Annotated in this window: 15 protein-coding genes; 5 read left to right on the plus strand and 10 right to left on the minus strand. The window is 66.3% G+C overall.

Annotated features, from left to right (window positions below):
• Positions 1 to 2: 2 nt before the first annotated feature.
• The 6 genes from VGM20_05265 to uvrB all read right to left on the minus strand — a co-directional run bounded on the left by VGM20_05265 (position 3) and on the right by uvrB (position 5,102).
• Positions 3 to 836 carry a hypothetical protein gene (locus VGM20_05265; GenBank protein ID HEY4100270.1) on the minus strand — a complete coding sequence of 278 codons (834 nt, stop codon included), beginning with the start codon at positions 834 to 836 and terminating at the stop codon, positions 3 to 5.
• A gap of 96 nt (positions 837 to 932) precedes the next feature.
• On the minus strand, positions 933 to 1,427 hold the full coding sequence (gene ssb, locus VGM20_05270) for a single-stranded DNA-binding protein (GenBank protein HEY4100271.1): 495 nt from the start codon (positions 1,425 to 1,427) through the stop codon (positions 933 to 935).
• 58 nt (positions 1,428 to 1,485) lie between these two features.
• A complete protein-coding gene (gene rimI / locus VGM20_05275; GenBank protein HEY4100272.1) occupies positions 1,486 to 1,989 on the minus strand; it encodes a ribosomal protein S18-alanine N-acetyltransferase in 504 nt (167 codons plus the stop codon).
• Entirely contained in the window at positions 1,949 to 2,668 is a 720-nt protein-coding gene (gene tsaB, locus VGM20_05280) for a tRNA (adenosine(37)-N6)-threonylcarbamoyltransferase complex dimerization subunit type 1 TsaB (protein HEY4100273.1), read from the minus strand. Before tsaB ends, rimI begins: the two co-directional genes overlap by 41 nt.
• Positions 2,665 to 3,069, minus strand: coding sequence for a tRNA (adenosine(37)-N6)-threonylcarbamoyltransferase complex ATPase subunit type 1 TsaE (tsaE, locus tag VGM20_05285; GenBank protein ID HEY4100274.1), 405 nt, complete (start codon positions 3,067 to 3,069; stop codon positions 2,665 to 2,667). Before tsaE ends, tsaB begins: the two co-directional genes overlap by 4 nt.
• Positions 3,066 to 5,102: an excinuclease ABC subunit UvrB gene (gene uvrB, locus VGM20_05290; protein ID HEY4100275.1), complete on the minus strand. Its 2,037-nt coding sequence runs from the start codon at positions 5,100 to 5,102 to the stop codon at positions 3,066 to 3,068. Before uvrB ends, tsaE begins: the two co-directional genes overlap by 4 nt.
• A gap of 220 nt (positions 5,103 to 5,322) precedes the next feature.
• On the opposite strand from uvrB, the gene hypF reads away from it, so the two are divergent.
• Positions 5,323 to 7,701, plus strand: a complete 2,379-nt coding sequence (hypF, locus tag VGM20_05295) for a carbamoyltransferase HypF (GenBank protein HEY4100276.1) — start codon at positions 5,323 to 5,325, stop codon at positions 7,699 to 7,701.
• Positions 7,702 to 7,750: 49 nt separating this feature from the next.
• On the opposite strand, the gene VGM20_05300 is transcribed toward hypF, so the two are convergent.
• Entirely contained in the window at positions 7,751 to 8,161 is a 411-nt protein-coding gene (locus tag VGM20_05300; protein ID HEY4100277.1) for an EVE domain-containing protein, read from the minus strand.
• Between the two features lie 273 nt (positions 8,162 to 8,434).
• Between VGM20_05300 and VGM20_05305 the strand changes: the two genes are divergently transcribed.
• Together VGM20_05305 and VGM20_05310 are read left to right on the plus strand one after the other, a co-directional pair.
• The gene (locus VGM20_05305) at positions 8,435 to 9,313 is read left to right on the plus strand and encodes a hypothetical protein (protein HEY4100278.1); all 879 of its coding nucleotides are present in this window, start codon (positions 8,435 to 8,437) and stop codon (positions 9,311 to 9,313) included.
• Positions 9,314 to 9,437: 124 nt separating this feature from the next.
• Entirely contained in the window at positions 9,438 to 9,971 is a 534-nt protein-coding gene (locus VGM20_05310; protein ID HEY4100279.1) for a dihydrofolate reductase family protein, read from the plus strand.
• A 7-nt stretch (positions 9,972 to 9,978) separates the two neighbouring features.
• On the opposite strand, the gene VGM20_05315 is transcribed toward VGM20_05310, so the two are convergent.
• Both VGM20_05315 and radC read right to left on the minus strand, forming a co-directional pair.
• Positions 9,979 to 12,162, minus strand: coding sequence for a bifunctional (p)ppGpp synthetase/guanosine-3',5'-bis(diphosphate) 3'-pyrophosphohydrolase (locus VGM20_05315; GenBank protein HEY4100280.1), 2,184 nt, complete (start codon positions 12,160 to 12,162; stop codon positions 9,979 to 9,981).
• A complete protein-coding gene (gene radC, locus VGM20_05320; GenBank protein ID HEY4100281.1) occupies positions 12,159 to 12,881 on the minus strand; it encodes a DNA repair protein RadC in 723 nt (240 codons plus the stop codon). Before radC ends, VGM20_05315 begins: the two co-directional genes overlap by 4 nt.
• Positions 12,882 to 13,033: 152 nt before the next feature.
• Here radC and VGM20_05325 point away from each other — a divergent pair, with 152 nt between their 5' ends.
• A complete protein-coding gene (locus tag VGM20_05325; GenBank protein HEY4100282.1) occupies positions 13,034 to 13,594 on the plus strand; it encodes an SRPBCC domain-containing protein in 561 nt (186 codons plus the stop codon).
• A 1-nt stretch (position 13,595) separates the two neighbouring features.
• Here VGM20_05325 and VGM20_05330 read toward each other — a convergent pair whose 3' ends face one another.
• Positions 13,596 to 14,144, minus strand: coding sequence for a hypothetical protein (locus tag VGM20_05330; GenBank protein ID HEY4100283.1), 549 nt, complete (start codon positions 14,142 to 14,144; stop codon positions 13,596 to 13,598).
• A 527-nt stretch (positions 14,145 to 14,671) separates the two neighbouring features.
• Between VGM20_05330 and VGM20_05335 the strand changes: the two genes are divergently transcribed.
• Positions 14,672 to 15,190, plus strand: coding sequence for a hypothetical protein (locus VGM20_05335; protein ID HEY4100284.1), 519 nt, complete (start codon positions 14,672 to 14,674; stop codon positions 15,188 to 15,190).
• Positions 15,191 to 15,220 lie beyond the last annotated feature (30 nt).

Here is a 15,220-nt window from a genome sequence, read left to right on the forward strand (position 1 = left end):
GCTCAGCCTTCCGGAAGGGTCGCGACGCGCACCACGGGAGTGCCGGGGTGGATGTCGCCGTCGAGCACCCGCGTGAGGCGAATCGTCGAGGACTTGTCGCCAACGTGCACGACTTCGCCGACTGCCATCAGGTCATCGATCGTGTCGCTCATCCCCGGACGAGCGGCCGGACGCCGGCGCACTTCGATGAAATCGCCGATCCGGACGCCGCTCCCCTTCCCCAGGGTGATGAAGAGGTTGCCGCCCATCTGCTCCAGCTCACGCACCTCGCTTCCGGCAATGATCTCGCCAGTCGGACCGGAGATCGCCGTGGGCGTGGTGCGCCCGGGATTATGGAATGGAGCGAGCGGCAGGGTCGCGTCGCCCGAATGAATCGAGCCGTAGTTCGTGAGGACCGTGGCGAGCGTCTGGCGCGGCGACGTCTCGCCGATTCGTGCCAGTCCGGTGGGGATGACGATGTCGCCCCATCCCTTGGGGCCCGGGACGACCGCCGCGAGAAGGACGGTATCGCCCTTCTGATAGGTGACACCCGCCGGCGGCCGAACCGCAACCACCGTCCCCGCGAACGCGAGCTCGCCGATCTCGGTCCCGTGGACCTGGGGCGGAACGACCGGCCCCAGCAGGGAACCAAACGGCATCGACGCGTCCTCGGTGAGGAACGCGGCAGCCTGCACCTCACCGGTGCGGACCGGCGTGTACGGGCGATCGCGATACTCGGAGAAGGTCAGGTCGACCATCTCGGGCTTCCGGCGCAGGAACGCCAGCGGATCATTGCCTTGCGCCGCGAGGGGCGACGCCAGGACGACGGTCAGCGCAGCAAGGGTGAAGCGCTTCATGGAGCCTCCGGAAAGCGGTCGATGCCGTACAATCCACCACAAAACGTGCCAGACAGAGCCGGGATGGTCGATCCACCGGAGTATCGGCTGCGCCGATCAGAACGGCAAATCGTCGTCCTCGGCGTCGAGCGCCTCGGGAAGATCGTCGAACGAATCGTCCTTCTTGGGCGCCGCCGCGGAAGCGCCGCTCTTCGCCGGCGCGCGCGAACCGCTCCAGCTGCCGCCTTCAGCCCCCTCGCCCTTCCCCGAAAGCAGGATCAGCTCGCGGCCGTTGATCTCGGTGGAGTACCGCGTCTGGCCGTCCTTGTCTTGCCAAGTGCGGTAGTCGATCTCCCCCTCGACGAAGATCTTGTCGCCCTTCTTGCAATACCGTTCGACCAGGTCGGCGAGCTGCTGGCCATTCCCCTTGGTATTCCAGAAGATGACCCGGTGCCACGCCGTCTTTTCCTGCTTTTGACCGTCGGCGCCCTTCCACTGGCGCGACGTGGCGAGCGACACCGTCGCGACGCGTCCGCCATTGGACGTACTGCGGACTTCGGGATCGGCGCCGAGGTTGCCGATCAAGGTGACTTTGTTGAGGCTCTTGCTCATGGTGCGCTCCTGAATGGTTCGATGCGAAGTAGTCGTGCGGACCCGTGAATCTGTGGTGTCAGTCGGCATCCACCGTTTCCGGCGAACGCAACGGTGATCTTGCGGACGCGGCCGGATCGATGTCGAGACGGAGGATCAAGGCGTCCTCCGCCGGACGCCGATAATAGTCAGGGCGAAGGCCGGCAATCACAAATCCGGCCGCCTGATAGAGCGCGCGCGCCGGCTCATTCGACACCCGCACCTCGAGCCACGCCGATCGACCCCCGGCGGCGCGGATCTGGTCGAGTGCCGCGGCCAGGAGTTGCCTCCCGATTCCGCGCCGGCGCCGGTCCGGCATCGTGCCGACCGAAAGGATCTCTCCCTCGTCGACGACAACGCGGCCGAGGAGATACCCGGCGAGGCCGTCCGCATCCTCGGCCACGATCAGCACGACGCCGGGCCAGGTCAGCGCTTCGCGAAGCTGTTCCTCGGTCCACGGATCGCTGAACGCCGCTCGCTCGAGATCGGCGAGCGTCGCGACGTCAGCGCGCGATCCCGGGCGTAGCCGGCAGGGCTCTGCCATGCGCTCGCTCCCAGACCGCCTGTGCTTCGGCCGGACGGCCGTAGTCGGGTTCCCAGTCCCCATGATTTTCGACCGCGACCGTCCCGCCCGATCGTCGATCGATCTCGAGCAGCCACCGCGCATCGGGGAGCGCATCGACGCCGGTTACCGGAACGCATCCCGTGACCGCCTCCACCGCATCGACCATCGCCGCCGGAATCGATCCGACCACCACGTCGATCGCGCCGAAGCGCGCCAGACCGTCGGGCGCGATCGCCCGCGGGGCATCGCCGATCTGCTCGATCCGTTGGGCCTCGATGCGCCAGCATCCGGCGAAGAGGTCGCCACGCAAGGCATCGCTCACCGCGAGGACGACGCCGCCGCCCGTCGGTGCATGCGCCGCGGCGCGGATCAGCAGCGACGGCGCGACCCGCCATTCCACGTCGCGATGCCAGACGAGCGCCTTCGCCGCGGCAGTCGCGACGCGCAAACCAGTGAACGAACCCGGACCATCTCCGGTCACGATCCGGCCGATACTCGCGGCCGTCAGATCGAGCTCGGCCAGGACGCCGTTGAAGAGCGTGAGCAGTTCGGTCGCGTGGCGGCGGGATCCGTCGACATGCCGGGTCGCGACGCGGGTCCCATCGGTTGCCGCGACGGTACACCGGTCCGACGCACTGTCGAAGGCGAGCGTGATCATGCGAAGTCGACCACCCGGCTGTCGGCGTCGGCGTGATCGAGCCGGACTCGAAGCGTCGGCGCCGGCGCCCACGCCCCGGCACGCTCGGGCCACTCGATGATCAGCAGGTCGGCCGTGACCAGCGATTGCCAGTCGAGATCCGCCGCGTCATCCGGGGTCCGGAGCCGGTAGCAATCGACGTGATAGATGTCCCCGTGCGCACCGACGTAGTGATGCACCAGCGCGTACGTCGGTGAGTTGGCGCCGTGAACGACACCACGCGCCTGCACCATCGCGCGGGCGAGCGTGGTCTTCCCCGCACCGAGCGGCCCTTCGAGCCAGACGACGCTTCCTGCCGCGAGCTCGCGTCCCCAGTTGCGGCCCATCGCCTCGACAGCGTCGAGCGGAAGTGGCGCGGTCATCGCCGCGACAACCTGACCGCCGGGCGCACCACGTCGGGCGCCGTGGCGGCTCGCAGATCGTTGAGCTGGTCACGCAGCATCGCCGCGAGTTCGAATTCGAGATTCGCCGCGGCTTCGCGCATCTGCTGTTCGAGCGCCGCCATCGCGGCCGCCCGCTGCGCCGGATCGTGCAGATCGGCCGTCGGCGGCTTCGGCTTGCCGCGCCCTTCCTGTCGCTCGGTCCGCTGATCGGCGACGTGCGTCGACAGCCGCACCTCGTCGAGTGACTTCACGATCGACATCGGCGTGATGTTGTGCTCGATGTTGTACGCCCGCTGGATCTCGCGCCGGCGCGCCATCTCGGCGAGGGCGCGCTCCATCGACCCGGTGATCCGGTCGGCGTAGAGAATCGCCCGTCCGTTGACGTTGCGTGCCGCGCGCCCGCACGTCTGGATCAGCGACCGGTCGCTGCGCAAGAATCCTTCCTGATCGGCGTCGAGAATCGCCACCAGCGATACCTCGGGGAGATCGAGCCCTTCGCGCAGCAGGTTGATCCCGACGAGGACGTCGAATTCGCCCAGCCGCAATCCGCGCAGGATCTCGACCCGCTCGATCGCGTCGATGTCGCTGTGCAGGTAGCGCACCCGCACGTTGTGTTGCTGCAGGTAGTCGGTCAGATCCTCGGACATCCGCTTGGTGAGCGTCGTCACCAGCACCCGTTCGTGCCGGGCGGTGCGCACCCGGATCTGTTCGAGCAGATCGTCGACCTGGCCGCGCACCGGCCGGATATCGACTTCGGGATCGATGAGCCCGGTCGGCCGGATGATCTGTTCGACGGCGTGGCCGCCGCTCAGGCCGAGCTCGTATTCGCCGGGCGTTGCCGAGACCGAAATCATCCGCGGGACGAGCGCCTTGAACTCCTCGAACCGGAGCGGCCGGTTGTCGAGCGCGGACGGGAGACGGAAGCCGTATTCGACGAGGACTTCCTTGCGCGCGCGATCGCCGTTGTACATCCCGCCGATCTGCGGCAGCGACACATGCGATTCGTCGACGACGACGAGATAGTCCGGCGGGAAGTAGTCGAGCAGACACGCCGGCCGTTCTCCCTCCGCGCGTCCCGACAGGTGCCGCGAATAATTCTCGACGCCGGCGCAGGTGCCGACTTCGAGGAGCATCTCGACGTCGAACGTCGTCCGGGATTCGAGCCGCTGCGCTTCGAGGAGTTTGCCGGCGGTGCGGAGTTCGCGCAGCCGCTCGGCGAGCTCGTCGCGAATCAGCCGGACTGCGCGCTCGATCGTCGGCCGCTGCATCACGAAGTGCTTGGCGGGATAGATGGCGCAGCGGTCGAGCTGCGCGATCGGATTGCCGGTCAGCGGATGGAATCGCGTGATCCGCTCGACGTCGTCACCCCAGAGCTCGATCCGCACCGCCTGCTCGGCATACGCCGGATAGATCTCGATGGTGTCGCCGCGCACCCGGAAGGTGCCGGGCTCGAACGACACGTCGTTGCGCTGATACTGGATCCCGACGAGATCGGAGAGGATCGCGTCACGCCCCCGCCGCTCGCCGACGGCGACGCCGACCATCAGCGCGCGGTACGCCGCCGGATCGCCAAGGCCGTAGATCGCCGACACCGTCGACACGATGACGACGTCCTCCCGCTCCATCAGCGAGGAGGTGGCCCGCAACCGCAGCGATTCGAGATCCTGGTTGATCGACGCGTCCTTCTCGATGTAGACGTCGGTCGATGGGACGTACGCTTCGGGCTGGTAGTAGTCGTAGTACGAGACGAAATACTCGACCGCGTTGGCCGGGAGAAACTGGCGGAATTCGCCGTAGAGCTGTGCCGCGAGGGTCTTGTTGTGGCTCAGGACGAGGGTCGGCTTGCGCCACGCCGCGATGGCGTGAGCCAGCGTCATCGTCTTCCCGCTCCCCGTCACCCCCAGCAACGTCTGATAACGCTCACCCGCGGCAAGCCCGGCGGCGAGCTTGGCAATCGCAGCAGGCTGGTCGCCGGCCGGGGCAAATGGGGCGCGAACGTCGAATTCAGGCATCGCTCGAATATAGTCGAAGACTTCGGGAATTGTTCGGTCACTGTTCACCGCTGATTATCGCCTCGCGCGGCGCTGCTGCTGCGATTCCGCCCCGTCCTGCGCCGATGTGCGGCGCCCGCGGAGATCCTCGTCATCTGCTCGACTGAGATACTCCGCCTCCAGGCGGCGGGTTCCGGCGCGAAGATCGACCAGATGTGCCTGACCGACCGAGGCCGCCGCATTGACGACTCCAATCGATCACTCCACCCTCCCGACGAATGGCACCGATCGGGAGGGTGACGACCATCCAGACTCGACGCTGACGATCCGCCGGGTCCGCCTGCGCGTCGAGGGGCAGGTCCAGGGCGTCGGCTTCCGAGCCCGGGCCCGACACCTCGCCACGTCGCTCGGCCTCTCGGGATTCGTCCGCAACGTGGCATCGCACGTCGAGGCGGAAGTCGAAGGGGATCCGAGGGCGATCGACCGATTCCTCGAACTCCTGGCGACCGACCTGCCCCCGCGCGCGAGGATCGAGCGGATCCGCACCGACGAGATCCCGCCGACCGGCGACGCGGACTTTGCCGTGTCGCAGAGCCGCGCCGTGCAATCGCCCGGCCCGTTGATCGCTCCCGACCGGCCGCCGTGCAAGCGCTGTCGCGAGGAGCTGTTCGACCGGACGAATCGACGCTACCGCTACGCGTTCATCAATTGCTGCGAGTGCGGCCCACGATTCACGGTCGCAGACCGCCTCCCCTTCGAACGGCGGCACTCCGCGATGGCGTCGTTCACGATGTGCCCCGACTGCCAGCGCGAATACGACGACACGGCGAGCCAGCGCTTTCATTCGCAGGTCAATGGATGCCCGGAGTGCGGACCGACGTTGCGCCTGATCACCGCCGGCGGAGAATCGATCCCGGCGACCCCCGACCGGGATGTCGTCGCCATTGCCGCGTCAGCGCTGCGCGAGGGCGGGATCGTCGCGATCAAGTCGGTCGGCGGCTACCAGTTTTTCTGCCTCGCCAACGACGATGCGGCCGTCGGGATGCTCCGTGACCGCAAGGGGAGCGGCCGCAAGCCGTTCGCCGTCATGGTCCGCGACGTCGCGGCGGCACTCCGACTCGTCGAAGCCGATCCGAGCACGACGCGGATCTTCAGCGAAAGTGCCGGTCCGATCGTCCTCGCGCCGCGCCGGCGTGATGCGCCGATCGCCGGATCGATCGCACCGGGACTCGTCGAACTCGGCGTGGTGATGCCGTTCACTCCGCTGCACCTGCTGCTGATTGCCGGCGTCGGAGAACCGCTGGCGATCACCAGCGGCAATCGGTCGGGCGAGCCGATGGTGATTGATGACGAGACGGCGGTCGCGCGCCTCGGCGAGATCGCCGACCTGATCCTCCTCGACAGTCGTCCGATCCGGAGCGCCGTCGATGCGTCCGTGGTTCGCCCGGTCGCTGGAACCGATCGGCATCGGACCCAGGTCATCCGGCGCTCGTGCGGGCTCGTGCCGGGAACGATCTCGCTGCCGCATGACACCGCGCCACTGATCGCCTGCGGTGCGGAGTTCGACCACACCTTCTCGCTCGCGTCGGGGCGTCGCACCTTCGTCAGCCAGCCGCTCGGCGACCTCAGCAGTGATGGCATGCTCGACCTGCTGCGCAGCAGCGTCACGCGGGCTGAATCACTGCTCGGGGTGACGCCGCGCTTTGTGGTGCGCGACGCCGATCCGGATTCGATCTCCACGAAGTATTCGCGCGAACGTCGCGACCTCACCGCGATCACGGTCCAGCATCACCACGCACACTTCGCGGCGTGTCTCGCCGAACACGAGATCACCCACCAGGCAATCGGGGTGATCTACGACGGCCCCGGCACAGGGCTCGACGGCTCGACATGGGGCGGCGAGTTCCTCGTCGGAGGGATCGCGGAGTCGCGCCGCGCCGGCCACCTGCGACCGATCGGACTTTCGGCGCGCGACGCGGCGATACGGCACCCGTGGCAGCTCGGTTGCGCCTGGCTGACCGACACTGCCGCGATCGTCCCGCCATTGCCGGCCGTGCTCCGCGCCGCCGTCGATCCGGACGATTGGCACCGTGCCGCGGAATCGAGCCGGAGCGCGGGAGCTCTGCGGACCAGCGCGATGTCCGACCTCCTCGACGCGATGGCCGCGCTCACGGGGCTCGTGTCGCACGCTTCGTATCGCGGACAAGGCGCCGCCGAATTCGAAGCCGCCGCCGATCTGTGGGAATGGTCGTCGTATACCATCGACGTCCAGTACAACTCCAACGACATGGTGATCCTCGATCCGAGACCGATGGTGCTCGCAGTTGCGCGCGATGCGGCGCGCGGATGGAGCGCCGGATCGATCGGCGCGCGCGTCCACTCGGCCATCGCGATCGCAACGCTCAAGGGCGTGCGCGTCGTCGCCGAGGCGACGGGGCTGGATACCGTGGTGTTGAGCGGGAGTGTCTTCCAGAATCGCCGGCTGCTGGTTGATCTCTTCCAGCTGCTCTCAGCCGATCGCCTGCGCGTCGTCGTGCCATCGACACTTCCGGTCAACGACGGCGGGATTTCGTACGGGCAGGCGGCAGCTGCCGCCGCACGGTTGGCGCTGCTTCACTGATTCGCGGCCGATCCCGGTCGATTTCGATCGACCTCATCGGTGCCCAGTGCTACTTGACGCCCATCTTCCTGAGAATCTCGCGATGCTCCGGCGTCACCGGCATGCACGACAGCCGCGAAATCCGGACGAGCGCCATCGTGGCGAGGCGCTTGTCTCCCTTGATCTGCGCCAGCGTGACCGGCGTCCTGAGCGGGTGCACCGGCGCAACGTCGACGACGGCACGCTTCGGGTCGTCGAGCTTGGGGTCGGGATAGCCGCCGCGGGTGATCCTGGCGATTCCGACGATGGCGCGGTCGTCACCAGAGTGATAGATCAGCGCTTCGTCGCCGCTCTTCATCGCGCGCAGGTGAATCAGCGCAGCGGGCGCGGTGACGCCGTCCCATACCGTCTTCCCGTCGCGCACGAGATCATCCCATGAATAGGTCGACGGCTCGGACTTGAGGATCCATGAGCTGGGCATTCCAGAACCTACCTTGAGACTTGATCCTTCGTCGCAAATCATGGTGAATCGATCCCGGCGATCGCCACCGACCCCATCCGATAATCTCGCACCATCGCCGTCGTTCTGCGAGCCGACAATCATCACGCCTTCCTCGCCGACTCGCCTTCGTCGTCAATTGTGCAGCCGACGGCACCGTCGATGGTCATACTTCGGTGCGTCACGAACAACGAGCCCGATCACCCTTCAGATCCCAGGACCAGACGCACCCAACTTTCCTGTGAGGGAACCACGATGATTCGCACACGATTCCTGGTTGCCGCCCTGGTGGTGGCAGCCGCCGCGTGCAGCAGCAACGATATGGCATCGACGCAGGGTACGACTACCGACAACGCAGTGGTGAGCGGCGACGTCGCCGCCGCTGCCGCCGACGGTGTCGCCGAGGATGTCGACGTGATGACCGGGATGGACGGCTCGATCGGCAACGTCTCGTCCGGGATGAACGCCGTGTCGAACGACGACGGCATGGACGACCATCCTGACGGATTTCATCCGGGGCTGCTCGGATGCCTTCTCACCGGGCACTTCTTCAACTGCCCGCGGATGGATGACGACGGCTTGATGGTCGACCGGACCGTCACCTTCATGGCGGCCGACGGATCGACCGAAACGGCGTTCGATCCGCTCCTGACCGCATCGATCCATATCGTGACCGATGTCAGCGGCGACCGCACGCACGGCGGGTTCTCCGCCACCGCTGCGCGGCACCGCGACTTCACCATCACCGGCCTGGCGGGGACGGAGACCACCCGCACCGTCAACGGCACCAGCGCAGACACCATCACCAGGTCGCGGATCTCGCACTCCGACGGGACGACGCGTTCGTACACGTTTACCGCCAACGCGACGGTGACCGACGTGGTCCTCCCGGTGAATCATCACGACGGACACAACGGATTTCCGCAGTCCGGAACTGTGACCCGTACCTTCACCGCGATGGCGACCGCGGGACCCGATTCGGGGATGACCTTCACCCGCACGGTGACGATCACCTTCAACGGCACGTCGACGGTGAGTGGCACGGTGAATGGAACGGCATTCACCTTTGATCTGGTCGGGCATACCGATGATGACGGGCACGGACATGGGGACGGCGACGGCGGAGGTCACTGAGCCCTCGTCCTGAGCGAAGCGGCGTTCGCCGCTGAGTCGAAGGACCGGCTGGATCAGCTTGATCTGGCCGGTCCTTCGACTGTGCGCTGCTATTCTTGAGGAATTCACGGAGGAATTCTGCAGCATGGCGAAACTTGTTTTCGGAATGAGTCAGTCCCTCGACGGGTACGTCGACCACATGAAGCTGGGGCCTCCAGCGCCAGCAGCGTTCCGTCACTTCCTCGACCATGTGCGGAGCGTGACCGGCTGCCTGTACGGTCGCCGCCTCTACGAAATCATGACCTATTGGGACGACGACCTGCCCGACTGGGACGCGGACGATCGCGAGTTCGCGGTGGCGTGGCGGAGCAAGCCGAAGTGGGTGGTGTCGCGCTCGCTCAAGTCAGTCGGACCCAACGCCACGCTGATCGCGGAAGACGTCGACGGTGCGGTACGCAGGCTGAAGAGTGAGCTGGAGGGCGAGATTGACGTGGGCGGCCCGGTCCTGGCGCAGAGCCTGACGGCGGCAGGTCTCATCGACGAGTATCGCCTCTACCTCCGCCCCGTCGTCCTCGGAAGCGGCACGCCATTCTTCGGCGCCCCGCTGCCGCCGCTTCATCTGGTGGGGACCGATCTCATCGCCGAGGATCTGATTCGCCTGACGTACGTGCCTGCCTGATCTCGCCTCAGGCCGCCGCTTCGCGCCGATCGACGGTGCTCACGCCCTTCACCTTCCGGATGGTGCGCAGCACCTTGGCGAGATGGGTGAGGTTGTCGACCTCGACGAAAATCGTTCCGTGCACGCTGCCGTCGCGCGACTGGAGGTCGGCGCCGCGGATGTTGGTTCCGGTCTGCGAGATCGCCTGCATGAGGTCGGCGTAGAGTCCGCGCCGATCCTCGCCGGTGACCTCGAGTCGCACGGCGTACGTCTCACCGGTCTGCTCCTGCCAGTCGATCTCGACTCGCCGGCCGCTGTGCACCAGCGTCAGCAGGTTGGGACAGTCGGCGCGATGGATTGAGATTCCCCGCCCCTGCGTCACGTATCCCACCACCGCTTCACCGGGGACCGGCTGGCAGCACTGCGCGTACCGCACCATCAACCCGTCGACGCCCTGGATCTTGATCCCGCGGCCGAGGCGGATCCGGTTCATCACCCGCCCGAAGACCGTCGCCGGCTTCTCCTGCAGCGCCTCCGCCGGGAGATCCGGGAAGAGCGCCTTCATCACCTGCCCCACCGCGAGATCGCCTCGGCCGAGTGACACTTCGAGCGCTTCGCCATCGAGGAGGTTGAGCGCAATGGCCGCGGCGTTCATCGCGTCGGCGGGCGGCGCGTCGAGGCGGCGTCGCTTCAGTTCACGGGCAAGGATCTCGCGGCCAAGCTGCAGCGAGACGGTCTCCTCTTCCTGCCGCACCCACTGCTTGATCTTGCTGCGGGCGCGACCGGTGCGGACATGATTGAGCCAGTCGCGCGACGGCCGAGCCTGCGGCGAAGTGAGGATCTCGACGGTGTCGCCGTTCTTGAGTTCGCGATGGAGCGGCGCGATCCGGCCGTTCACCTTGGCACCCGAGGTATGCAATCCCACGTCGGTGTGGACGTGGAAGGCAAAGTCGATCGCCGTCGCCGCCTTGGGGAGCTGCTTCACGTCACCTTGCGGCGTGAAGACGAAGATCTCGTCGTGGTAGAGATCGACCTTGAGGAATTCGAGGAACTCCTCGGCGGAGTGGCTCTCCTGCTGCAGTTCGAGGAGCTGTCGGAACCAGCCGAGCTGGTCGCCAAGATGGTCTTCCACGCCCTGTGTCTTGTAGAGCCAGTGCGCTGCGATGCCGTACTCCGCGGTGCGATGCATCTCGCGGGTGCGGATCTGGATCTCGAAGAGCTGCTGCCCCGGCCCGAAGATCGTGGTGTGCAGCGACTGATAGCCGTTCGCCTTCGGCGTCGCGATGTAATCCTTGATCCGTTCCTGCAGCGGCGTCCAGAGGTGGTGGATCAGGCCGAGGACGTGATAGCACTCGGGAACGGTGGTGACGATGACGCGCATCGCCATCAGGTCGTAGATCTCGTCGAACGGCTTGTTGCGGCGGCGCATCTTCTGCCAGATCGACCAGAGATGCTTGGGGCGGCCGCTCACCTCGAAGTGAGGAATGCCGGCACGGCGAAGCTCCTGCTCCAGCGGCACACGCAGCCGTTCGATCATCTCCTCGCGCGCCTTCCGCTTGGCGGCGACCTGCTGCGCGAGCGTCTGGTACTCTTCCGGCTCGAGGAACTTGAAGGCGAGATCTTCGAGCTCCGCCTTGACGTTCGCCATGCCGAAGCGATTGGCGAGCGGCGCGTAGAGGTCGCGGGTCTCGGTCGCGATCCGCTGCCGGCGCTCGGGCGGGAGATGCTCCAGCGTCCGCATGTTGTGCAGCCGGTCGGCGAGCTTGATGATGATCACGCGGGCGTCGCGCGCCACCGACAGGAGGAGCTTGCGGTAATTCTCCGACTGCTCCTCGACCGACGACCGGAAGGTGAGGTGCGAGATCTTGGTCAGGCCGTCGACCAGGTCGCCGACTTCCTCGCCGAACTCGCGGTTGATGTCGTCGACGGTGACGTCGGAATCCTCGACCACATCGTGAAGGAGCGCAGCACAGATCGACGTCGTGTCGACGAGGAGCGACGCGAGGATCGAGGCGACCGCGATCGAATGCTCGACGAAGTCCTCGCCGCTCATCCGCTTCTGCCCGCGATGCGCCGCCGCGGCATATCGCAGCGCGCGATCGATCAGCGGGATGTCGAGCCGTTCGGCGTGCTTCTCCAGGAGCGAGAAGAACACCGGACTCAACTCACCCAGCGAGGTCGATGGAAGCGGCTGCTGCGAAGCGGTCGTCACAAGAGTCCGGCGGTGGCAAACGAGAGATAGCGGTCGCCGGCGACGATCACATGATCGTGGACCGGGAGGTCGAGCAGCTGGCCGGCGGCCACCAGTTGCCGGGTGACGGCTCGATCCTCGGCCGAGGGAGTCGGATCTCCGCTCGGATGATTATGCACCAGAATGATACCCGCGGCCGCCTCCGAGATGGCGGCCCTGAACACCTCGCGGGGGTGGACCAGCGACGAGTCGAGGAGGCCGCGAGTCACCAGGACATCACGTAAGACTCTACTACGAGTGTCAAGTGCAAGTAGATGAAACTCCTCGACTTGCAGGTCTCGAAGTCGGCCGCCCACGAGTCGGACCACGTCGGCGGGTTCGGTGATTCGTGGGACCACCGGCCGCTCCTCCCGGGCAATCCGTTCGGCGAGTTCGAACGCCGCAACGAGCCGCCCCGCCTTGACGCGTCCCATTCCGCGGATCCTGAGCAGTTCACCTGCGGGCCGGGCGGCGAGCCGGCGGAGCCCGCCACCAGCTGGTTCGAGAAGTGCCGCCGCAACGCCTGCCGCGTCGCGGCGCCCATCTCCTGTACCGATCAGGATGGCGAGAAGTTCTGGGGCGGTGAGTGCGCCGGGACCAAGCCGCCAGAGGCGCTCGCGCGGGCGGTCATCTCCGCCGGGCGATGCGGCAGCGGGATCGGGAGCGGAGGGCGATGGACCGGGTGGACGTGGTCTGGGCATGATCGAACGATCGAAAGGCTGCAGGCGAGGTGGGGACCGCGCCGCCGATCATCGGCACCGATTTGCGCGAGAGGCGCACCAACCGATCGGGGAGTAGACTACGTGACTCCGCCGAGATGTCCGGGCGGCCCCCTCACCTCAAGGACTCGATCGTGACCAGCCAGCCAGTGACTCGCCGCGACTTCGCCGCAGGACTCGCCCTCGTTTTCCCGGGGGCGGCGTTGCTCCGCTCGCACCATGTCGCCGTGCCGAGCCTTCGCCGGGTCGCCGATGAAATGACCCACGACAATGAGGCGATTCATCAGACGGTGCCATTCAAGGCGACACCGGCGCGCGTTTACGCAGCGCTCACCGACGCCGCGGAGTTTGACAAGGTGGTGCGTCTGAGCGCGGCGATGAAGCCGGGAGTCCCGGCGGGCGCGCCGCCGACTGTCTTCGAGCCTCACCCGGGCGGAGCGTTCTCGGCGTTCGCGGGCAATATCGTCGGGCGCCAGATCGAGCTGGCTCCCAACACGCGGCTGATCCAGGCGTGGCGCGCGACCGACTGGAAGCCGGGGATCTATTCGATCGTTCGCTTCGAGTTATCGGCCCGCGCCGGCGGCAGCGTGATCGAGTTCGATCACACCGGATTTCCCAACGGACAGGGTGCACATCTCATCGAGGGATGGCGGACCAACTACTGGGAGCCGCTGGCGAAGTATCTCGCCAAGTAGCCTAGTGCGGAATGACCTGGTAGGTGAGCTGGATGCTGGGAATCTGGTTGGGATCCTTCGACGAGCTCTTTCCCCAGTTGACGTACAACTGAACGTTGTTGGTCTTGTTCGGCCCACCGGTCCCGATCGCAACGGTCACCCAGGTCGTGGTGCTCAGCGAGACGTACGCGGTTCCCGGTGGCGAAAGCGCCTGCACGTCGTTGACGATGGTGCTCTTGTTCTTGTCGGTGAACGGAACGGTGAGCTTCGCCTGCAGGGCGTACGGTCCGTTGTTGGTGGTCACGACGGTGGTCGAAGCGAAGATGTTGCCGCCCTTGTCGCGATCACCGGCAACGATGCCGGTATGCGACACGACGTGACCGATGCTCAGGACGGTGACCTTGGCGAGGTTCGTCTTGACGCTCGTCTGGGCATGCGCGCGCCCGGTGAAGAGCGCGACAAGCGCCACGGCGATGGCGAGGACGACGATCCACGCGGCGGCGCGGTTGGCCAGCACGATGAGCCGGTGGATCAGGTCATCTGCTGTGGCGACTTCACGACGATCTGACATGTGGAAGACAGCTCTGTGCAGTCCTCGTGCCCGGCGCGATGCCCGGAGATCTCCGGACCGCAGCCCAGGAGATAGTGGCGCGATGAAAGCCGCATCACGACTGGCTTTGGCGGGGTGCACGAGTTCCGCTGCAGTAATGAATGACATGCTGCCCGGGCCGCTGTTGCGCCGCCGCACCTGTCACCCTCGTCGCGGAGGCACGGCAAAGTTGTGGCATCGCCGCGACGACGCGACAGTAGTTCTTCCGGCGAAATCGCTTAGTGAATCGTCGAAACGGGTCGTCGAAACGACCTGAAATCCACTGCTCGAATCGATCCAGATGCCCGCGAGCTAAGACTCGCGCCCGCCACGATTTGCGCCTGCTGTATTGCGCGCGAAAACAACGCCGACTTCGCTAGTCATGACATGCACGGTTCCTGTCGCGAGCCTGACTCGTGGCATGGAACCTCCGTCTGGGGCCTGCGATCCGGTGCGCCCGCTGCTCCGGAGAATCTCACAAACGTTCCAACATTTTCTTCGGAGGTAGTATGCGTTTCACCAAGGTCGTGCCGTTTCTCGGCGCGGCACTGGCGTTCGGCGCTACGTCGCTGAGCGCACAGGGAACCTGCACCACGACGCCGTCGTGCACGGTGACCAACACCGCGAGCGCCACGGTCAACACCGTTGCCCGCCTCACGCTCGACGCGGACAACACCGACCTCGGCACACCGGCCGAAGCCGACTTCATCGCCGGCCACAAGGACGCTGCTGGTCCGACCGCGACGGTGCTGTCGAACACTGCGTGGCATGTGTCGGTCGTTGGTAACACGCCGAGCTTCGGCGCAGCTGGGGTTGGCGCCCGCGCGAGCAAGCCGGCAAGCGATCTCCTCTGGGGTACCACGGTCGGGACGTACGGCAACAACGCCGGAACCGCTGCTACGCTGTTCAATGGCAATGGCACCGCCGGTTCGTCGCAGCAGGCGTTCTATCGCACCAACTGGAGCTTCACGCTCGACACGCCGGGCACGTACACGCTCGTCGTGAACTACACGCTCAGCGAGCCGTGAAGCTGTTGTCATCACTGACCGATTCCGGGT

The sequence above is a fragment of the Gemmatimonadales bacterium genome, assembly GCA_036500345.1.
Lineage (GTDB): Bacteria > Gemmatimonadota > Gemmatimonadetes > Gemmatimonadales > GWC2-71-9 > Palsa-1233.